At 72.5% G+C, this 18,101-nt stretch carries 18 protein-coding genes; 8 read left to right on the forward strand and 10 right to left on the reverse strand.

Features of this window, described 5'->3' with window-relative positions; all coding sequences use genetic code 11:
- Nucleotides 1-47 precede the first annotated feature (47 nt).
- The 4 genes from erm to FZ103_RS05110 all read right to left on the reverse strand — a co-directional run bounded on the left by erm (nucleotide 48) and on the right by FZ103_RS05110 (nucleotide 4,534).
- Nucleotides 48-872: an ErmE/ErmH/ErmO/ErmR family 23S rRNA (adenine(2058)-N(6))-methyltransferase gene (erm, locus tag FZ103_RS05095; RefSeq protein WP_155999254.1), complete on the reverse strand. Its 825-nt coding sequence runs from the start codon at nucleotides 870-872 to the stop codon at nucleotides 48-50.
- 478 nt (nucleotides 873-1,350) lie between these two features.
- On the reverse strand, nucleotides 1,351-2,217 hold the full coding sequence (locus FZ103_RS05100; protein WP_186355836.1) for an aminoglycoside phosphotransferase family protein: 867 nt from the start codon (nucleotides 2,215-2,217) through the stop codon (nucleotides 1,351-1,353).
- Between the two features lie 215 nt (nucleotides 2,218-2,432).
- Nucleotides 2,433-3,380: a DUF5996 family protein gene (locus FZ103_RS05105; RefSeq protein WP_155999257.1), complete on the reverse strand. Its 948-nt coding sequence runs from the start codon at nucleotides 3,378-3,380 to the stop codon at nucleotides 2,433-2,435.
- A gap of 380 nt (nucleotides 3,381-3,760) precedes the next feature.
- Nucleotides 3,761-4,534: a nucleotidyltransferase domain-containing protein gene (locus FZ103_RS05110; RefSeq protein ID WP_155999260.1), complete on the reverse strand. Its 774-nt coding sequence runs from the start codon at nucleotides 4,532-4,534 to the stop codon at nucleotides 3,761-3,763.
- Nucleotides 4,535-4,576: 42 nt separating this feature from the next.
- Between FZ103_RS05110 and FZ103_RS05115 the strand changes: the two genes are divergently transcribed.
- The 4 genes from FZ103_RS05115 (at nucleotide 4,577) to FZ103_RS05130 (ending at nucleotide 9,382) form a co-directional block, all read left to right on the forward strand.
- Nucleotides 4,577-5,341, forward strand: coding sequence for a HipA family kinase (locus tag FZ103_RS05115; RefSeq protein WP_186355837.1), 765 nt, complete (start codon nucleotides 4,577-4,579; stop codon nucleotides 5,339-5,341).
- 26 nt (nucleotides 5,342-5,367) lie between these two features.
- Nucleotides 5,368-5,748, forward strand: coding sequence for a DUF3037 domain-containing protein (locus FZ103_RS05120; RefSeq protein WP_186355873.1), 381 nt, complete (start codon nucleotides 5,368-5,370; stop codon nucleotides 5,746-5,748).
- Between the two features lie 284 nt (nucleotides 5,749-6,032).
- Nucleotides 6,033-7,289 (forward strand): multidrug effflux MFS transporter, encoded by a 1,257-nt coding sequence (locus FZ103_RS05125; RefSeq protein WP_255429787.1) that lies wholly within the window; start codon nucleotides 6,033-6,035, stop codon nucleotides 7,287-7,289.
- Between the two features lie 209 nt (nucleotides 7,290-7,498).
- Nucleotides 7,499-9,382: an AMP-binding protein gene (locus FZ103_RS05130; RefSeq protein ID WP_155999263.1), complete on the forward strand. Its 1,884-nt coding sequence runs from the start codon at nucleotides 7,499-7,501 to the stop codon at nucleotides 9,380-9,382.
- Here the strand turns inward: FZ103_RS05130 and FZ103_RS05135 are convergent, their stop codons facing one another.
- The 3 genes from FZ103_RS05135 to FZ103_RS05145 all read right to left on the reverse strand — a co-directional run bounded on the left by FZ103_RS05135 (nucleotide 9,383) and on the right by FZ103_RS05145 (nucleotide 12,443).
- The gene (locus FZ103_RS05135; protein ID WP_186355838.1) at nucleotides 9,383-10,027 is read right to left on the reverse strand and encodes a response regulator transcription factor; all 645 of its coding nucleotides are present in this window, start codon (nucleotides 10,025-10,027) and stop codon (nucleotides 9,383-9,385) included.
- A gap of 49 nt (nucleotides 10,028-10,076) precedes the next feature.
- The gene (locus FZ103_RS05140) at nucleotides 10,077-11,375 is read right to left on the reverse strand and encodes a sensor histidine kinase (RefSeq protein WP_155999266.1); all 1,299 of its coding nucleotides are present in this window, start codon (nucleotides 11,373-11,375) and stop codon (nucleotides 10,077-10,079) included.
- 105 nt (nucleotides 11,376-11,480) lie between these two features.
- Nucleotides 11,481-12,443, reverse strand: a complete 963-nt coding sequence (locus tag FZ103_RS05145; protein ID WP_255429770.1) for a hypothetical protein — start codon at nucleotides 12,441-12,443, stop codon at nucleotides 11,481-11,483.
- A 198-nt stretch (nucleotides 12,444-12,641) separates the two neighbouring features.
- Between FZ103_RS05145 and FZ103_RS05150 the strand changes: the two genes are divergently transcribed.
- Entirely contained in the window at nucleotides 12,642-13,085 is a 444-nt protein-coding gene (locus FZ103_RS05150; protein ID WP_155999430.1) for an SMI1/KNR4 family protein, read from the forward strand.
- Between the two features lie 152 nt (nucleotides 13,086-13,237).
- Nucleotides 13,238-13,930, forward strand: coding sequence for a peptide deformylase (gene def, locus FZ103_RS05155; protein ID WP_155999268.1), 693 nt, complete (start codon nucleotides 13,238-13,240; stop codon nucleotides 13,928-13,930).
- Here def and FZ103_RS05160 read toward each other — a convergent pair.
- Complete coding sequence (locus FZ103_RS05160; protein WP_186355839.1) at nucleotides 13,921-14,649, reverse strand: YdcF family protein; 729 nt, start codon at nucleotides 14,647-14,649, stop codon at nucleotides 13,921-13,923. The two genes, def and FZ103_RS05160, sit on opposite strands and share 10 nt — an antisense overlap.
- A 200-nt stretch (nucleotides 14,650-14,849) precedes the next feature.
- Here FZ103_RS05160 and FZ103_RS05165 point away from each other — a divergent pair, with 200 nt between their 5' ends.
- The gene (locus FZ103_RS05165) at nucleotides 14,850-15,251 is read left to right on the forward strand and encodes a carboxypeptidase-like regulatory domain-containing protein (RefSeq protein WP_155999271.1); all 402 of its coding nucleotides are present in this window, start codon (nucleotides 14,850-14,852) and stop codon (nucleotides 15,249-15,251) included.
- Between the two features lie 36 nt (nucleotides 15,252-15,287).
- Nucleotides 15,288-15,680, forward strand: coding sequence for a VOC family protein (locus tag FZ103_RS05170; RefSeq protein WP_155999274.1), 393 nt, complete (start codon nucleotides 15,288-15,290; stop codon nucleotides 15,678-15,680).
- A 312-nt stretch (nucleotides 15,681-15,992) separates the two neighbouring features.
- On the opposite strand, the gene FZ103_RS05175 is transcribed toward FZ103_RS05170, so the two are convergent.
- Nucleotides 15,993-16,895 carry a short-chain dehydrogenase/reductase gene (locus FZ103_RS05175; RefSeq protein ID WP_155999277.1) on the reverse strand — a complete coding sequence of 301 codons (903 nt, stop codon included), beginning with the start codon at nucleotides 16,893-16,895 and terminating at the stop codon, nucleotides 15,993-15,995.
- Nucleotides 16,892-17,803, reverse strand: coding sequence for an alpha/beta fold hydrolase (locus FZ103_RS05180; protein ID WP_155999280.1), 912 nt, complete (start codon nucleotides 17,801-17,803; stop codon nucleotides 16,892-16,894). Before FZ103_RS05180 ends, FZ103_RS05175 begins: the two co-directional genes overlap by 4 nt.
- Nucleotides 17,804-18,101 lie beyond the last annotated feature (298 nt).

Here is an 18,101-nt window from a genome sequence, read left to right on the forward strand (position 1 = left end):
GCTCCCGCGGCCGACGCGACGGGCCGCGGGAGCAGTCGGGCGTACCCTCAGCGCCTGCGCCCGTTGAGGCGGGCGTGCAGGGCGATCCACTGGTCCGGGGAGACGTGGGCGACCACGTCCGTGCGCCCGATCCCGGCCGCCGCCAGCGCCGCGTCCACGCGCCGTCCGCCGTAGCCGCGGCGCAGCGAGGCCCGCAGGCTGCCGCCCGCGCCGGAGAAGCCCAGTTCCACCGCGGCGCGGTAGGCGCCGAGCTCTTCGCGGGGCAGCAGCGGGCGCTCCCGGCGTATCAGCCGCAGTACGGCCGAGTCCACGCGGGGAACGGGCGCGAAGCGCTCACGCGGTATCCGCCCGGCCATGCGCCAGTCGAATTCCGGCCAGCTGCGGACGGTGAGCAGGCTCCACCTGCCGAAGCCGCCGGTGCGCTTGCGCGCGTACTCCAGTTGGGTGACGAGGGTGGCGGAGGCCAGCTGCGGTGCCTCCAGGCACCAGCGCACGATGTCGGCGGTGGCCCCGTAGGGGATGTTGCCGACCAGGTGGAACGGCCGCTGCGGCGGTCTGGCCCGGCGGAAGTCGCCTTCGACGACGCGCACCGCCGGCGGAATACGCGAGCGCAGCCGGGCGGCCAGGCGCGGATCGATCTCGTAGGCGGTGAGCAGGCCGCAGGCCGGTGCCAGCAACCGGGTGAGCATTCCCGTACCGGCGCCGACCTCGACGACCGTGTCGGTGGGGCCCACGCCGGACGCGCGCACGATGCGGCGGGCGGTGGCGGTATCGGTGAGCAGGTTCTGGGAGTAGGCGCGGCGGCGTTCCCGTGCGGTGACGGGGGAGTCGGGGGTGTAGCGCCTGCCGCGGCGACGGGTGTCGCGTGCCATGGGCGGTCCAATCCGGCCGGCGCGGGGCCGGCGCAGAAGGACGGGCAGCACGGTGCGGCCGCATGGCGGCGCGATGAGACAGCGGATCTGATCCCGGCTGCCCGTCCGGCGGAAACGTGGACGGGACGGGCCCAGGACCGGAGATGGGCGCGCGCGGGCAGCGCGGCCTGCGGCGCGGCGCGCAGGGCGCGGCGCCGGCGGGTCGGCGGTTGATCAGCCGAGGATGCGCAAGGACCGGTCCGGGGCGGCGGACCGGTGGCGGGGACGGCGCACGAGCAGCGCCGCGGACCACCGGACCGGGCACCGGCGGTCGACGATCGCGTGGAAGTTGCCCATAGTGCCTGCGAGGTTAAGCGGCGCCGCTGTGCAGCCGCAACGGGTTTCTGGATTTAATCTACACTGTAAAGGAAAGTCTGATGGCTAGACACCTTGGTCGTCACAAACCCGGAGTGATCCTCCGAAGGGCGCGCGCTCCTCATCAGCGCCGATAGCGGTGAGGCTCCCCGCCGAGGGCTTCGGCGAGCATCCGATGCCCCTGCCGCTCGAACGTTTCGTCGCCGACGTGATAGGCCCAGACCGCGGTCCCGACCGCTGCGCGGATCCGGTTGCGCTGCCACGCGGCCTGCTCCCGCGGATCCGCCCCGTAGCCGTCGAAGAAGGCTGCTTCGAGCGCGGCGTCAGCACGGAACTGCTTCTCGGCCAGCCGCGCCAGATCGCTAAAGGCCGGACGCAGGTCGAAATGACCGAAGTCGAGCGCGCTTACCGTTTCCTCATGTATGAGCCAGTTGCGGGGCTGCCAGTCACCGTGGGTCGGCACCAGCCTGCTCGGCGGGGTCGGCCACGACTCCACCATGCGGCGCAGTCGCAGAACCACGTCGGGATCGATCCGGTGTGGCTTGTCCAGCCACCGCAGCGTCTTCTCCCTCTCCCGCGCCTCGAACCCGGTGTCGTCGATGCTCGCCTGCTCGTGCAGGCAGGCAAGCAGTTCGCCGGCCTGCCGATAGGTGTGTGGCTCGTGCTCAGCATCGGTTCCCTGGACCAGCCTGCCGGGCACGTACCGGGTCACGATCAGCTTTGCGTCATGATCGGCATGCACGAGCTCGGGTGCCCGACCGATCGAGGTCCAGGGCCGCAGCCACCTGTGGTGGGCCTGAATCTCCCGCGCAAGGTGGCGGTCGTTCTCATCACCGGCTTTGACTATGTAGCGCTGTGCTTCGTGCCGCAACTCGAGCACCGTGGTACCGACGAGTCCCCAGCTGTGGTCGGCGACCACCTCGGCAGTGGGCAGCCACGCTCGGAGGAGCTGCTGCTGGCGATGGGAGAGCCCGTCGACCCGATTCTGCACGGATCCAGGTTAGGCGCCACCGGATGTTCATCAGATCACTCGGCGCCGCTCATCCGCCCCCTTCCTGGCCCCGGGAATCCACGCGAAACGCGCTGCCTCGCTGCTCGGGCGCGCCGAAGGAGCACCCGCAGCCCTCCGCGACGCCGGGCCGGGCACCGATCACGCCCCGGTAGGGCTCATCGTGCAGGAACCGCGGCAGGGGCCGTATCGCCGCCTTACCGGGGTGCGCCCCGGCGTGCGGGGTCGTCCTCCAACGCGGCGCGGTCCCAGCGGCCGTTGACGGCGGCGGCTTCGTAGGCGCCCTGCAGGAACTCCAGGAGCGCGGCGTCGGGGTCGGGCGCCTGCCGGACCTCGGCGTAGGGGAGCAGGAACTCGCCCAGGCCGCGGTCGTAGTGGGCGCCGGCCGGGCCGATCGGGTACTCGGCGAAGCCGGGCGGCTCGGGGTAGGCGTAGCAGTAGAAGCTGCCCTCGCTGGAGCCGCCGGGCCAGAATCCACAGCTGGAGAGCTCATGGGAGTAGGCCTCCACCATCACCCAGTCGGGGCAGTTGGGCGCGCCGCCGGGATGAGTGGGCGCCTCGCGTCCGGAGAACCGGGTGAGCGCGAGGTCCATGGCTCCCCAGAAGAAGTGCACCGGGCTGGTCTTGCCGATGTAGCGGGACCGGAAGCGGCTCAGTACGCGGTCGGCGGCCACCAGTTGCCGCCAGAACCTGTGGGCGTGGTCGGGGCTGTAGGAGGCGTGCTCGGTGTCCTCGGCGAAGGGCACCGCCCGCTCCACCTCGACGGGCACGGCCATGATGGGGGCGTCGACACCCAGACCCCGCAGCGCGGCGGCGGTCTCGGCGTAGAACTCGGCGACGGGCTTGGGCTCAAGGACCACGTCGCGGCTGCCGCCGGTGCTGGTGCGCAGGTGCAGCCGGTGTTCGCAGAAGTCGAACTCGGCGTCGAGCAGGCCGGCGTCATAGGGGACGGCCGAGGTGGTCAGACCGCGGGGCGAGACGTAGAGCGGCACCTGCCACCAGTGGTTGACCATCGGTGCCAGCGCGAGCCGTACCTTGCCGATGATCTGGGTCCACATGTGCAGGGTGTCGCGGGTCGGGCCCCACTCCTGGAGTTCCAGGGCCGGCCAGGCCGGGGCGGACGGTGCGCGGCTGGTCTGGGTCATCTCGGCTCCCTGTATCGGCGCCTGCGCAGGGCGATGCCCCGGTAGCAGGGGAGGGGGCGCCCCTCGGCGCCCCGCTCTCACCTGCGCGTTCTACCCATGAGACGTCCGGCCTACCTTCACCTCGCGCAGGGGAAGGCGGAGAGGCGGGCGCGGTGGCACCGCCGGACGGGCAAGCGGAGCACACGGCAGGCCGATCCGGGCCGAGCCCGGGAGACATCCGGTCCGCCAATAAATCTACGCTGTAAAGGCGCCTGTAGAAGATTCTTTATAACCCTCTATTCAATAAGGAGCGGCTACGCCGCACCTACTTATCCAAAGGCGACGCAGCCGCTTGCCAGCGGTGAAAGTTCACTTCCAGTACAGCCGGATGGTCCCCGCGTTCAGGACGTCGCTTCGGTGACCGCCTTCTCCAGCAGTTGGTTGGCGGCGTCGACGGCGGCCATGAGCGTGGCGGGCTCGGAGTCGAGGCCGGCGAGGATGTCGTCGACGTGGCGCAGGCCCGCGACGTCGAGCAGGCGCTTCTCGTTGGTGACCCAGGTGGCGCGGGCGGCCATGACCGCGTGGGCCGCCTGGGTGGCGGCGGTTGCGATGGTGCCTGCGGTGCCGGTCAGGTGGCCGCGCTCGGCGTAGGCGCCGCGGCCGTAGGCGAGTTCGAACCGGGCTTGGGTCCACCAGCGCTCGGGGGCCTTGCGGCTCAGCTCCTCGGGGAACCGCGGGCGCGGGAGTTCGCCGTGCAGGACCTCGTTGAGAGCGAGTTCGGCGACGACGAGGTAGGTGGGGATGCCGGCGCGGTGGAAGGGGAGGAGTTCGACGTCGAAGCGGCCTTTGCGGGCTTCGGCGATGCGGAATTCGACGTCGTCGAGGTCGCGGTAGTGGACGTCGACGTGGCGGCCGTCGATGTCGAGCCATGCTCCGCCGTTGAAGACGCCGCCGCCCCAGCCGCCGATGTCGGATACCTCGCCGGGCCAGCCGATGGCGCGCAGGTCGTCGGGGTCGAAGCGGTGGCGGTAGTAGACGGCGAAGTCCCAGTCGCTGTCGGCGGTGTGGGTTCCGGTGGCCCGGGATCCGCCGAGGGAGACGGCGCGGACGCCGTTGAGCTGGGCGAGTGTGTGGGAGACGTGCTCGCAGAATTCGGTGTCGTCGCTGAGCCGCATGGGTGAAACGGTATCGCGGGGGTGCGCTCGTATGCTGTCGGGGTGCTAGAGGAGCTTGAGGAGATTTCGGCGACGCGGTATGTGCTGCCGCTGCGTGAGGGTGGTTCGCTGCCTGGTCTGGTCGAGGCCGATGACTGCGGCATGTATGTGGTGAAGTTCGTCGGTGCGGGTCAGGGGCGCAAGTCGCTGGTGGCCGAGGTGATAGCGGGGGAGTTGGCGCGGGCGTTGGGGTTGCCGGTGCCGGTGTTGGCGCTGGTGCGGGTGGATGCGGTGATCGGGCGCAGTGAGCCCGATCCCGAGGTGCAGGAGTTGTTGAAGTCCAGTGGCGGGTTGAATCTGGGGATCGATTTCCTGCCGGGGGCGTTGGGTTTCGATCCGTTGGTGTTCGAGGTCGATTCGGTTTTCGCCGGCCGGGTGTTGTGGTTCGACGCGTTGATCGGGAATGTGGATCGGACGTGGCGGAATCCGAACATGCTGGTGTGGCATGGGGATCCGTATCTGATCGATCATGGTGCGTCGTTGATCTTTCACCATAATTGGCGGGATGCGGATCGGGCCGCGGTACGGGCGTATGACGCGGATGATCATGTGATGGTGCCGGCGGGGCCGGATCTGGTGGCGGCTGATGCGGAGTTGGCGCCGCGGGTTACGGGGGAGTTGTTGCGCGAGGTCGTCGGTTTGGTGCCGGATGACTGGTTGGTGGAGGAGCCGGGGTTCGGTTCGGCGGGTGAGGTTCGGGATGCGTATGTGGCGCATCTGCTGGCGCGTGTCGGTGAGCGTGTGTGGTTGCCGGAGGTGCGGCGGTGAGCGGCTGCGGGGTGCCTGGGGCGACGGTGGTGCGTGATGTGTTCGAGTATGCGCTGGTTCGGGTGGTGCCGCGGTTGGAGCGGGGGGAGCAGGTGAATGCGGGGGTGATCGTGTATTGCCGTGCGCAGGGGTTTTTGGGTGCGCGGTGTGTGTTGGACGAGGGGCGGTTGCGGGCGCTGGATCCGGGGGTGGATGTGCGTGGTGTGGGGCGGGCCTTGGATGCGGTGGAGTTGGTGTGCCGGGGTGGTGCGGGTGCCGGTCCGGCGCGTGATGAGGATGCGGGGCGGCGGTTTCGGTGGTTGACGTCGCCGCGGAGCACGATTGTGCAGCCGGGGGCGATTCATACGGGGTTGACGCGGGATGCGGCGGGGGAGTTGGCGCGGTTGGTGGATCGGTTGGTGTTGTGAGGCGCCGGCGGTAGCGGTGGAGGGGGTCGGGATCGGGGGCGGCCGTCTGGCGGTGTGGTTAGTTGTGCTAACTAATCGGGGTGGGCAAGGTCACCGTGTGCCGGGTGCTGCGGGGGCGGTGGCGGGGGATGAGTGCGTGCGGGCGGTGCGTTGCCCGTTGAAGGAGCAGTGTGCAGGTTGTCGCCGGGGCCGGTCGTGCCCCGGTCATCGGATCGTTGGATGATGTGGAGGTTGTGGCGTTGTCGCAGAGCCGGTTATCCGGGGTGCCCGCGTCGGCGGGGTGGTTGCGTACGGAGTCGGGTCGGGTTCCGCGGCGGTCGTTCGCGCTGCTGGTGTTGGTGCTGGGGACGCTGACGGCGATCGGCCCCTTGGCGACGGATCTGTACCTGCCGGCCTTTCCCCAGATCGCGGCGGATCTGGATGCGCAGCAGGCGCAGATCCAGTTGACGCTGACGGCGATGATGCTGGGGTTGTCGCTGGGGCAGTTGGTGATCGGCCCGTTGAGCGATGCGCTGGGGCGGCGCGGTCCGCTGCTGGTGGGTTTTGCGGCGTTCGCGCTGGCGTCGTTCGCGTGTGTGCTGGTGACCTCGGCGTCGGCGCTGGCGGTGCTGCGGTTCGTGCAGGGGATTGCGGGTGCGTCGGGTGCGGTGATCGCGCGTGCGGTGGTGCGCGATGTGTTCGAGGGTGATGAGGCGGCGCGGTTTTTTTCGCGGTTGATGCTGGTGACGGGGTTGGCTCCGTTGCTGGCGCCGGTGCTGGGGGCGCAGCTGCTGCGGGTGGGGCCGTGGCAGGTGAGCTTCGTGGCGCTGGGTGTGCTGGCGCTGGTGAGTCTGACGGTGGTGGCGCTGTGGTTGCCGGAGACGCTGCCGGTGTCGGTGCGGCGGCCGTTTCGGGTGGGTTCGCTGCTGCGGACGGTGGGTTCGCTGGTGCGCGATGTGCGGTTCATCGGGCCGACGCTGACGCTGGGGTTGGCGTTCGCGATGCTGTTCACGTACGTGTCGTCGTTCTCGTTCGTGTCGCAGAGCCGGTTCGGGGCCTCGGAGCAGGGCTTCGCGCTGATGTTCGCGGTCAACACGGCGGGGCTGATGATCGGCACGCAGGTGAACGCGTATTTGATCGGCAGGGTGGAGACGTCGCGGCGGTTGGCCGGGGGTCTGGTTGCGGCGCTGTGCGCGGTGGGGGTGCTGGGTGTGCTGGCGCTGGGCGGGCTGTCGGGTCCGGGGGCGCTGGTGGCGCTGACGTGTGTGTTCTTCACGATGATGCTGAGCTTGGGGTTCGTGATGCCGAATGCGACGACGCTGGCGATCTCCTCGCAGGTGCCGGCGGTGGCGGGGACGGCGTCGGCGCTGATGGGGTCGCTGCAGTTCGCGTTGGGGGGCGGGTTGTCGTCGATGGCGGGGTGGACGGATTCGGGTGAGGCGAGTCTGGCGAGTATGGCCGTGGTGATGGGGTCGGTGGGGGTGGCCTCGGGTGCGGTGTTCGCGGTGTCGTCGTGGTGGTCGGCGCGTGTGCGGGAGCGGGCGCGTCGTTCGGCGGTGTGACGTGGGATGACGGTGTGATGGGCGGCCCCGGTCGGTGATCGGCCGGGGCCGCTTCGTGTTGGGGGGCAGGGTAGCGGTTTTCGGTGTTGGGGCCGGTGTTTCACGGGTTGCCGCAGGGTGAGATTTGCGTGCACAGTAGGGCCACTCGCGTGAGGCGCGCACGGGGGTGTCTCGCCGGTCCCCCCGCCGGCTGTGAGGAGTCTGGGCTGATGGTGGAGTCGTCGGTTGGTGCGGTCGGTCAGGGGCGGCTTCGGGGGTTGGGTGATCTGCCGTATCACTGGTGTGAGGGTGCGGCGCGCGAGGAGATTCTGCTCGGGTTGGACGCCGAGGCGGCGGCGTGGGGGCCGTTGACGTCGCGGGAGTTCTCGTCGCAGGTGGCGGCGGTGTCCAAGGGGTTGATCGGTGTCGGTGTGGGGGCCGGCGATCGTGTGGTGGTGGTGGCGCGTCCGGGGGTGGAGTGCGCGCTGGTGGTGTTGGCGGCCTGGGTGGTGCGGGCCGCGGTGGTGTGTGTGCCGCCGGGGGTGTCGGCGGAGCGGTTGGAGTATGTGCTGCGTGACTGCGATCCGGCGGCGGTGGTGTTGGAGGACGGCCGGCATGCTGCGGCGGTGGGGGCGCTGGGGCGTGAGTTGACGGCGTTGGCGCGGGTGTGGCGGTTCGATCAGGGGGGTTTGGAGGGGATCGCGCGTCCTGGGGCGTATATGGATTCGACTGCGGTGCGGTTTCGGCGGGAGGAGCAGTCGCTGCGGGATGTGGCGGCGATCGTGTATCCGGTGAGCACGGTGGTGCGGACGCGTGGTGTGGTGTTGACCCACGGTGCGGTGCTGGCGGCGGCGGAGGCGCTGGTGGAGCGGCTGGGGCCGGTGTTGGAGGGGCGGCGCCGGGGTGAGCGCGAGGGTGCGGGCCGTGTGCTGGTGGAGCTGGGGCTGTGGGAGCCGGGTGCGCTGGCGGGTCTGGTGGCGTGCGGGTTGGTGCGTGCGCCGGTGGGGTTCGTGGGGCGGGGGCCGCGGTTGCTGCGGGATGTGCGGTCGTTCGGGCCGCAGGTGCTGGTGTGCCGGTCGTGGCTGGTCGAGCGGGTGTTCGCGGCGGTGAGGGCGTCGGCTCCGCCGAACGGGTGGGACCAGGTGGACCGGTTCAAGGTGGCTGCGGAGCTGGCGGTGGAGTTCGACCGGGCGCGGCGCAAGGGTGCGTGGCGGCGGATGTCGCGGGCGATGTATGAGTGGGTTTACGGCCGGGTGCGTGATGCGTTGGGCGGGCATGCGCGGCTGGTGGTGTGTGCGGGCGGGGATCTGCCGGAGGAGTTGGACGGGTTCTTCAACGGTGCTGGGGTGCCGTTGGTGCAGGTGTGGGGGGTTCCGGAGGCGTGCGGGGCGGTTGCGGCGGGGGCGCCGGAGTCGCGGCGTGCGGGGACGGTGGGCCGGGCGCTGGCGGGGGTGTCGGTGCAGCCTTCGGGTGAGGGGGAGTTGTGTGCGCGGGGGCCGCAGTTGTTCGCGGGTTATCGGGGGGATGAGGACGCGGGGCGTTCTGCGGTGTGGGAGGGGTGGTTGGCCTCGGGGGTGGCGGGGGAGTTGGACGATGCGGGGTTTGTGGTGGTGGGGCGGCGGTTGCGGGCGCAGGCCACGCGTGCGGGGGATCGTGTGCGGGAGGTCGGCGGTGGGCGGCCGGGTGCGGTCGAGCCGGATTTTGCGGGGGTGTGGGAGCAGCGGGTGTGTGCGCATCCGCTGGTGGCCCAGGCGATGGTGGTCGCCGGGGGGCGGCCCTATGCCAGTGCGCTGGTGACGTTGGCGGCGGATCAGGTGGAGTACTGGCGGTTGGTGAACAATCGGCCGCTGTCGTTGTCGCGTGCGGAGTTGGCTGCTGATCCGGATCTGGGGGCGGAGGTGCGTTCGGCGGTGGTGGCGGCCAATCAGGCGGTGCCGGCGGAGTGGGCGGTGCGGGCGTTTCATGTGTTGGCCGAGGAGTTCACGGCGGCGGGGGGTCTGGTGCTGGCTGATGGGAGCCTGCGCCGTGATGCGGTGCTGCGGGCGTTCGCCGAGGAGATCGAGGGGTTGTATCGGGGGCGGGAGTTGCCGCGCGGCGATCGGTTCGCTGGTTGATCACTGGTTGAGGTAGGCCAGGACGGCGCGGACGCGGCGGCTGTCGTCGGTGGAGGGCGGCAGGTCGAGTTTGGTGAAGATGCTGTTGATGTGTTTGCTGACGGCTTTTTCGGTGATGTAGAGGCGTCCGGCGATGGCGGAGTTGGAGCGGCCTTCGGCCATTTCGGCGAGGACTTGGCGTTCGCGTGCGGTGAGTTGGGCCAGGGGTCCGGTGTCGGTGTGTTTGGCCAGGAGTTGGGCGATGACGGCGGGGTCCATGGCGGTGCCGCCGGCGGCGACGCGGTGGATGGCGTCGATGAACTGGCTGATGTCGAAGACGCGGTCTTTGAGGAGGTAGCCGACGGCGCCGCGGTCGTCGGAGAGGAGTTCGCGGGCGTAGAGCTGTTCGACGTGCTGGGAGAGCACGAGGATGGGCAGGCCGGGTTGGGTGTGGCGGGCGCTGATGGCGGCTTGGAGGCCTTCGTCGGTGAAGGTGGGGGGTAGGCGGACGTCGACGACGGCGACGTCGGGGCGGTGGTGGGTGAGGGCTTTGTGGAGGTCGGGGCCGTTGTCGACGGCGGCGACGACCTCGCAGTCGTGTGCGGTGAGCAGGCGGATGAGCCCGTCGCGCAGGAGGGCGAGGTCTTCGGCGATGACGACGCGCACGGTGGCTCCGTAGGGGTGTGGTGGGGCCCGCGGGTGGGGCTGGTGGGGTTTATGGTGCCATCGCCGGGGGCGGGGCGGGGGGTGGTGCGGGGTTTGTGCGGTGGGGGGTGTCGATGCCGCAGGGCAGTTCCATGGTGATGATGGTGGGTCCGCCGGTGGGGCTGTGGGTGTTGATGGTGCCGTCGAAGGCGGCGAGGCGGCGGTGGATGCCGGTGAGTCCGGTGCCGGCGCGGGGGTCGGTGCCGCCGCGGCCGTCGTCGCCGACGGTGATGACCATGCGGTCGCGGCCGTGGTTGATGCGGACCCAGGCGCGGGTGGCGCGGGCGTGTTTGGCGGTGTTGGTGAGGAGTTCGGCGACGGCGAAGTAGGCGGCGGATTCGACGGGGCCGGGGGGTCGGCCGGGCAGGTCGATGTCGAGGGCGATGGGGATGTGGTGGGTGAGGGCGAGGGCGCGGATGGCGCCGTCGAGTCCGCGTTCGACGAGGACGGGCGGGTGGATGCCGCGGACGAGGTCGCGGAGTTCGGTGAGGGCTTGGCGGGTGGTTTCGCGGGCTTCGGTCAGGAGGCGGTGGGCGGCTTGGGGGTCGCGGGTGAGGGTTTCTTCGGCGAGGCCGAGGTTCATGCCGAGGGCGACGAGGCGGGCTTGGGCGCCGTCGTGGAGGTCGCGTTCGATGCGGCGGACTTCGGAGGCTTGGGCGTCGATGGTGTGTGCGCGTGAGGTGGCGAGGTGGGCGACGCGGGCGGTGAGGCGGTCGTGTTCGGTGGGTGCCAGGAGGCGGCGGTTGAGGCGGGTGTAGGTGTGGACGGTGGTGGGGGTGAGGAGGAGGGCGAGGGTGATCAGTAGGGCGCCGGTGATGAGGGAGGGCCAGGCGTCGGGTTGGGTGGTGACGGGTTGGAGGGCGTAGAAGCTGGGGGCGTGGCGCCAGGTGTAGGTGTGGGCGAGGGCGAGGAGGCCGTGTCCGAGGAGGGTGGGTGGGAGGGCGGCGAGGATGAGGCCGGCGGTGCTGTTGGCGGCGAGCCAGGTGTAGTCGCGGCGGGTGGCGGGGTCGGTGAGCAGGGTGGTGAGTTGGGTGGTCAGGCGGGTGTCGGTGAGGGGGCGGTAGGCGGGTGCGGGGACGGGTCCGGTGGCCAGGAGGTGGCCGAGGAGTCGGCGGTGGGTGTGGGCGTGGCCGCGTAGGAGGCGGGTGAGTGCGGCCAGGAGTGGCAGGCCGACCCAGATGGCGGAGAGTGCTGCGGCGGCGAGGCTGAGGCTGAGCAGCACGGTGCCGGCGGCGGTGTGGGTGGTCAGCAGGAGTGACCACACCAGCAGGCCGGGGCGGGTGTGGTGCCGGTAGCGGGGTCGGGCCATGGGCGGGTCCTTGCGGGGCTGGGGCGGGGCGGCGGTGTCCTTTCCATTGTGGGGTGCGGGTGGGCGCGGGGTCGGTGGTGGTTTCTCCCCTCGTGGGGGTGGTGTTCAGGACCAGCGCATGTCGGTCGCGTAGGGCAGGCGGGTGACGGCGGTGGCGGGGTTGGCGTTGAGGGCGTCGCGCAGTTGGGTCCAGGCGTCGCGGGGTGTGTTGTCGGTGCGGGTGCAGCCGCCGCGCTGGGTGCAGGCGGTGTGTTGGGACAGGGCGCCGGCGAAGCGGATGGGGCGGTCGTGGTGGCGGGCGCCCCAGGCGCTGGCGTTGGCCCATTGGCGGGCTTGGATGCCGTCGGTGCGGTAGATCTGGGGCAGGGCGCGCAGGGTGGGTCCGGCGCCGGTGGCGAGGTAGTGGATGTCGGCGAGGTCCCAGCCGTTGTTGCAGGCGGTGGTGGTGTGTCCGGGGGTGGGGCAGCCGCCGGCGGAGTTGGCGGCGTAGAGGGGGCGCTGGGTGTGGTCGGTGTAGGCGTCGGCCCAGGCGCGGGCCCAGGCGGGGGTGGACCAGGAGGGTTCGGCGTCGATGGCGCCGGTGATGGTGATGTGGTCGGTGTCGGCGCGGTCGGCGGCGGCGTCGACGATGCGGGCCCAGGCGGTGCCGGCGCGGGCGCCGCTGATGCCGCCGTCGTCTTTGTTGTTGACGCCGAGGGCGAGGTGGGCGGTGGTGGTGCCGTTGTTGCAGCGGGTGAATCCGTGGGCGTAGGCCTGGGCGATGTCGATGGCGGTGGTGGCGGGGACGCGGGGGGTGTCGGTTTTGGCGGTGGTGCCGGGGTGGCGCAGGCGGTTGCCGTGTTCTTGGGTGCCGAGGAAGAGGATGCGCAGGCCGTTTCGGCCGGTTTGGGCGGCGGCGCAGCCGGCGTCGGCGGCGTGGTCGGTGTCGCGTTGGGTGCCGTTGGCGGTGATGTAGAGGCTGGTGGTGTGGCCGGGGTAGGTGGGGGTTTGGGCGTGGGCGGTGGTGGTGGTCAGGGCGAGTGCGGTGGCGGCGGCGGTGAGGGTGCGCAGGGTGCGGGTGGGGTGCATGGGTTTCTCCTGGTCGGGTGGGTGTGTGTGGGGCTATTGAGCCGTGTGGGCCCGGTGGTGGGCACGTATCCCGGGGAGTTGGGCGGTTTCGGGGCGAGGGGGGCGTTTGGGGTGAAGCGGTGGGGCGGGTGGGGGTGGTGGCGGGGGTGATTCGGGGACTCGCGGGCTCCGGTTTCCCGTGCAATGCCGCAACCTGTGATGATTCTGTGTGTGTGGCGTGAACTGATCGTTGAGCTGTACCCGCGGGCGGAGTTGGCCGAGCCGGCCGATCCGGCGGTGGTGGCCTTGATCGAGAAGGAGTTGGGGCTGCCGGTGCCGTCGGAGTTGGCGTCGTTGTACGGCGAGTGCGACGGGGTGTGCAACGAGTACGGCGATGCGGTGGTGTGGCCGGCGCGGCGGGTGGTGGAGGACAACCTGGCGATGCGGGCGGAGCCGGATTATGTGGAGCTGTATGCGCCCTTCGATGAGCTGATCTTTTTCGGGGACAGCGACATGGGGCCGCAGTTCGCCTATGTGCTCACCGATTACGGGCCGGGGATCGTGGTGTGGGATCACGAGAGCGATCGGCGGCGGTTGGCGGCGGTGTCGTTGCGGGATTATCTGGTGCGGTGCCTGGGGGAGGGCGGGGGGTGGTTCCGCTGAGTGGTGTGCATTGAGCTGGGGGTTTGGGTGCCGGGGGGCGGGGCTGGGGCCGCGGGTCGGGCTGACCTGCGGCTTTGTGCTATTTTGCGGGGATATCGCCCTGGTGTGTGCGGGGCGGGTGTCCACCTCGGCAGCAGAGAGCGGTTCCAGCGATGTCGCAGTCGTCGGCCCCGCAGCGGGGCAGCGCCCCGGCGCGGGTGCGTGTGCAGGGTGTGCCGGTCGAGTCGTTTCCGGAGTTGGCGCCGGAGGCGCGGCGGGGCCGGGTGCGGGCCGTCACCGAGGTGGGCGAAGAGGTGCTGCACCGGCCGTGCCGGAGTGTGGGCGAGGAGGAGTTCGGCGGTGCCGCGTTGGCCGCGCTGATCGACGACATGTTCGTGACGATGTATGCGGCCGAGGGTGTGGGGTTGGCGGCCAACCAGGTCGGGGTGGATCTGCGGGTGTTCGTCTACGACTGCCCCGATGACGACGGTGTGCGGCATGTGGGGCATGTGTGCAACCCGGTGGCGGCCGAGCGGGGGGCGGGCGAGGATCTGCTGGCGGTGGAGGACGAGGGGTGCCTGTCGGTGCCGGGTCCTCATGCCGAGCTGGCGCGGCCCGAGCATGCGCTGGTGCGCGGGCGCGACCGGGAGGGCCGGCCGGTGGAGATCGCCGGCAGCGGGTATTTCGCGCGGTGCCTGCAGCACGAGACCGATCACACGCTGGGGCGGCTGTATATCGACCGGCTGCCCAAGCGGGTGCGGCGCAAGGTGCTGCGGCGGATGGAGGACATGCGCGCCGAGGTGCTGGAGCGGCGCCGCGCCAACGCCGAGCGGCTCGTGGGGGGCGCCGGTGGCGCTCAGGGCTGAGCCGGCCTCGCGCGGCCGTGGGCCGGGGCGGGGCGCAGGGGTTCGCCGGGGATGAGGTGGCGGGTGTGGCCGCGGGCGCACAGCCGGTCGTAGGCCTGCCAGACGTCGTCGGGGATGTCGACGGGGGCGCTCCAGCCGCGGCGGGCGTAGACGGCCAGGCGCTGCAGGTCGCCGACGAGGAAGTCGATGAGTTCGGCGTGGGTGTGCTCGCCCTCGGCATAGCCCTGGTAGCCGCCGCCGAAGCAGTCGAAGCTCCAGCGGGGCCCGGGCCAGTGCAGGGCGGCGGTGGCCAGGGCGCGCTGGGCCATGTAGGGCTTGGCGGTGACCACGGCGCTGCGGGGGGCGCTGCGGCCGGTTTCGGCGATCAGGCGGCGGGCCAGGGCGAAGTTCTCGGCGGTGTTGGTGGCGCGGGTCTCCAGCAGGACGGCGGAGTCGGGGATGGGGGCGCTGCGGCGGGCGGCGCGGGCGAAGGTGGCGGCTTCGGAGTCGGGCCAGCGCTGTGCGGTGCCGTCGCCGCCGGTGCGGCGGCCGCGGTCGCCGCTGAAGACGAGCAGCGGCGCCACGCCGTCCTGCCACAGGCGGGCGGCGTGGGCGGCCACGCGCAGGTCGTGGCTGCCCAGGACCAGGATGAGGTCGTGGCCGGTTCGGGCGGGTGCGGCGGGGCGGGTGTGGAAGTCCCACAGGCGCCGGGCGAGGGCGTGGGTCTCGGCCGTGATCACGGCGCCACCTTAGCGCGGGCGCGAGGGGGCCGGTGGTAGCGCTGCGGGGGTGCGCAGCCCCCGGAAAGGGGGCCAATCCGGCGGGATTGGCTCTTTTTCGCGGGGTGGGCGGTACCGGGTGCGGCCGGTGATGTGGGATGCGGGTCCGGGCTGGGCAGGCGCGGGGGCAGCGGCGCGCTGGGTCAGGGGGAGGGGGCCGCATGATGCGGGGACGCCGGGTGGCGGTTGTGGCGGCGGTCGCGGCGGTGTGCGGGCTGAGCGCGTGCGGTCTGGGCGCGCGGCCGGTGGCGGGCTCGGGCGGCGACGGCGCCGAGCCGGCCGGGGCGGGTGCGGTCGAGCGCGACACCGGTGTGCGGGGCCGGGTGGTGCGCGAGGGCGGCGCGGTCGGCGCGCACTGCCTGCTGCATGCGCGGGCGGCGTCGGTGTGGGCGCCGCCGGTGCCCGAGGCGGCGGTGATCAGCGACGCCCGGGGCCGCTTCTTCCGGGCGCTGCCGGCGGGCACCTACACCCTGTCGGCGCGCTGCGGGGGCGAGGTCGGGCGCGTGGATCAGGTGGCGGTGGCCGAGGGCGAGGTGGCCGCGGCGATCATCGTGGTGGAGTAGGGCGTAGTGGGCCCGATGCGGGTTAGTTTGGCGGCCATGGTCAACGTTGTCAGCAGCCGCGTTCTGATCCGCCCCACCGATCTGGAGCGCAGCCGCGCCTTCTACCGCGACGTGCTGGGGCTGGCGGTCTACCGCGAGTTCGCCACCGGCGGCGGCGAGTACGGGACCGTGTTCTTCCTGGGCGGGGGTTTCCTGGAGCTGTCGGGGCGCAGTGAGCGCGCGCCGGAGCCGCAGGCGGTGCGGTTGTGGCTGCAGGTGCCCGACATCGAGGAGGCGCGCGCGGAGCTGGCGGGGCGGGGTGCCGAGATCGCCCGGGAGCCGCGGCGCGAGCCGTGGGGGCTGGTGGAGATGTGGCTCGCCGATCCCGACGGCCTGCTTGTGTGTGTGGTGGAGGTGCCCGCCGACCATCCGATTCGCCGCCGCGACTGAGCGGGGCGGCTACCAGGTGGGGCGCAGGGGGCGGGTGCGGCGCCGGCGGCCCCGAGCACGCCGCCGCCCGCGAGGCGGTGCTGCCGGGGCTGCGGGGCAGCCTGGAGCCGAGCGTCGACGGGCGGGTGCGGCGCCCGGGTCCCGCAGACGCGGCCGCGGGTGCCGGCCGGCAGCCGACCGGGGTGTCCGATCCCCCTCCGGTGCCGGCCGCGGCCCGGGTGGCCACCGGGGCCGGGCTGCGCGCGGTGATGGCCGGCGGCGGCCTGCCGAGCCCGCCCTGGACGTGCTGAGTCCCGCGGCTCGGCCGGCCCCTCAGCCGCCGCGGCCGGCGCGGGCGCGCATGTCGGCGGCGCCGCCCGCGCCCACCGCCGCGGCCCGCCGGTCGCGGGTGGCCTCCAGTTCGGTGCGCAGCCGGGCGATCTCGCGGGGGGCGAAGGCGCCGATGAGCGCGGGCAGCGCGCCGCGCACCCCCTGCACGGCGCGCAGCCAGGGCTGGCCGTAGACGTGGGCGCGGCGGCGGGCGATGCCCTCCAGCAGGCGCTCCACGGCCGGCTCCGGCGCATAGGTGCGGTTCATCGGCCAGGGCAGGCGCCGGCGCATCTGCGCCAGGGCGGCGTCCTCGTCGGCGCCGCGGACCATGTCGGTGTCGGTCCAGCTGAGGTAGGCCACGCCCACGCCCACCCCCTCGGCGGCGACCTCGGGCGCCAGGCAGTGGGCGAAGGCCTCCACGCCGGCCTTGCCGGCGCAGTAGGCGCCCATCAGCGGGGCCGGCGCCAGTGCGGCCAGGGAGGCGACCTGCAGCAGGTAGCCGCGGCGGCGGCGCAGGGCGGGCAGGAAGGCGCGGGCGGTGGCGATGCTGCCGAGCAGGTTGACCTCGATGACGCGGTCGAAGGCCGGGGCGGGGGTGTCGGCGAAGGGGCCGCCGGTGGCGATTCCGGCGTTGGCCACGACGATGTCGACGCCGCCGAAGCGCTCCTCGGCCTCATCGGCGACGGCGTGCAGGGCCCGGGCGTCGGTGACGTCGGCCTCGAAGGCGGCGGCGCCGGCGCCGCACTCGGCGGCCACCGCATCCAGCTCCTCGGGTTCCAGGCCGACCAGCAGGCATCGGACGCCCTCCTGGGCCAGGCGCAGGGCCAGCAGCCGGCCCAGTCCGCGGGCGGCTCCGGTGACCACGGCGGTCTTGCCGGCCAGAGCGGGGTGGGCTCGCTTGCTCATGCACTCTCCTGGCGGTTGCTGGGGGCGAGGTGGGTTCGGGCGAGGTCGGACAGGGCCTGGGCCAGGGCCGCGGGGGTCTCCAGCGGGGTCATGTGCCCGGTGCGGGGCAGTTCCACCAGGCCGCGGCAGTCGGGCAGCGCCTCGGCGATGCGGCGGGCGTGGGCGATGGGGGTGAGCCGGTCGTCGGTGCCGGCCACGACCAGGGTGGGTGCCTGCAGGGTGCGCAGGTTGCGCCGCAGGTCCAGGCCGGCCAGGACGCGCCCCCACCGGGCGCGGGGCAGGGCGGGGGCGGCGTGGACCATGTCGGCGCACAGGTCGACCATGTCGGCCTGTGCGTCCTTGGCCATGGTGGCGTAGTGCAGGGCGGCGCGGGTGAGGCGGGTGCGGGGCCCCAGCGGCAGGGGGGCGGTCAGCATCATGCGGTGGGCCAGGGCGCCGGCGCGGGGGAAGCGGGCGGCGCCGGGGAAGACGCGCGAGGAGGCGGTCAGGTCGCCGGCGCCGGTGCTGGCCAGTAGGGCGGCGGCGGTGCGCGCGGCGAAGCGGGGCCGCTCGGCGGCGGCCATCACGGTCATGGCGCCCATGCTGTGGCCGGCGACCACGGCGCGTTCGCCGGGCTCCAGGGCGGCGTCCATGACGGCGATGAGGTCGTCGGCCAGGGCGGTGGTGCCGTAGCCGGCGGCGCGGGGGGCCTGGCTGGCGCCGTGGCCGCGCTGGTCGTAGCAGATGAGGCGCAGGTTCTCGCCCAGCAGGTGGATGAGGGGGTGCCACAGGCGGATCGCGCAGGTCCAGCCGTGGGCGAGGATGACGGGTGGGGCGTGGGCGGGTCCGTGGACCTCGGCGTGCAGGCGGGTGCCGTCGGCGGAGCGGACGGCGAGGGTGCGCCGGGGGGCGGGGGCGGCTGTGGGCATGGGTGGGCGGCTCCTGGGGCTCCGGCGGGGGCGGATGGGGACCGAGCCTAAACCATGACAATGCTCATTGGAAGGGTTTTGGCGGGGCCGCCGCGAAGGCGCGCGCCCGCTGCGCACGACGCGGCGGCACGGTGCCGCAGGGGACCGCTCGCGGGACCGCGCCCGCACCGCAGGAGGCGCCCTGGCAGGAGGTACGGCGCAGCGGCGCGATCGAGCACGACCGCCTCGCGTGCCCGCCGCCCCGCCGAAGACTTTCGAGGACGCAGCGCCACCGGCAGCGACCACCTGCCGGTGGCGG

This window comes from Streptomonospora sp. PA3, from assembly GCF_009728995.1.
GTDB lineage: Bacteria > Actinomycetota > Actinomycetes > Streptosporangiales > Streptosporangiaceae > Streptomonospora.

What these genes read in the sequence shown, in the direction of transcription:
- erm (WP_155999254.1), bottom strand. Translation starts at nt 872, where the DNA reads ATGGCACGCGACACCCGTCGCCGCGGCAGGCGCTACACCCCCGACTCC.
- FZ103_RS05105 (WP_155999257.1), bottom strand. Translation starts at nt 3,380, where the DNA reads ATGACCCAGACCAGCCGCGCACCGTCCGCCCCGGCCTGGCCGGCCCTG.
- FZ103_RS05110 (WP_155999260.1), bottom strand. Translation starts at nt 4,534, where the DNA reads ATGCGGCTCAGCGACGACACCGAATTCTGCGAGCACGTCTCCCACACA.
- FZ103_RS05130 (WP_155999263.1), top strand. Translation starts at nt 7,499, where the DNA reads ATGGTGGAGTCGTCGGTTGGTGCGGTCGGTCAGGGGCGGCTTCGGGGG.
- FZ103_RS05140 (WP_155999266.1), bottom strand. Translation starts at nt 11,375, where the DNA reads ATGGCCCGACCCCGCTACCGGCACCACACCCGCCCCGGCCTGCTGGTG.
- FZ103_RS05145 (WP_255429770.1), bottom strand. Translation starts at nt 12,443, where the DNA reads ATGCACCCCACCCGCACCCTGCGCACCCTCACCGCCGCCGCCACCGCA.
- FZ103_RS05150 (WP_155999430.1), top strand. Translation starts at nt 12,642, where the DNA reads ATGATTCTGTGTGTGTGGCGTGAACTGATCGTTGAGCTGTACCCGCGG.
- def (WP_155999268.1), top strand. Translation starts at nt 13,238, where the DNA reads ATGTCGCAGTCGTCGGCCCCGCAGCGGGGCAGCGCCCCGGCGCGGGTG.
- FZ103_RS05165 (WP_155999271.1), top strand. Translation starts at nt 14,850, where the DNA reads ATGATGCGGGGACGCCGGGTGGCGGTTGTGGCGGCGGTCGCGGCGGTG.
- FZ103_RS05170 (WP_155999274.1), top strand. Translation starts at nt 15,288, where the DNA reads ATGGTCAACGTTGTCAGCAGCCGCGTTCTGATCCGCCCCACCGATCTG.
- FZ103_RS05175 (WP_155999277.1), bottom strand. Translation starts at nt 16,895, where the DNA reads ATGAGCAAGCGAGCCCACCCCGCTCTGGCCGGCAAGACCGCCGTGGTC.
- FZ103_RS05180 (WP_155999280.1), bottom strand. Translation starts at nt 17,803, where the DNA reads ATGCCCACAGCCGCCCCCGCCCCCCGGCGCACCCTCGCCGTCCGCTCC.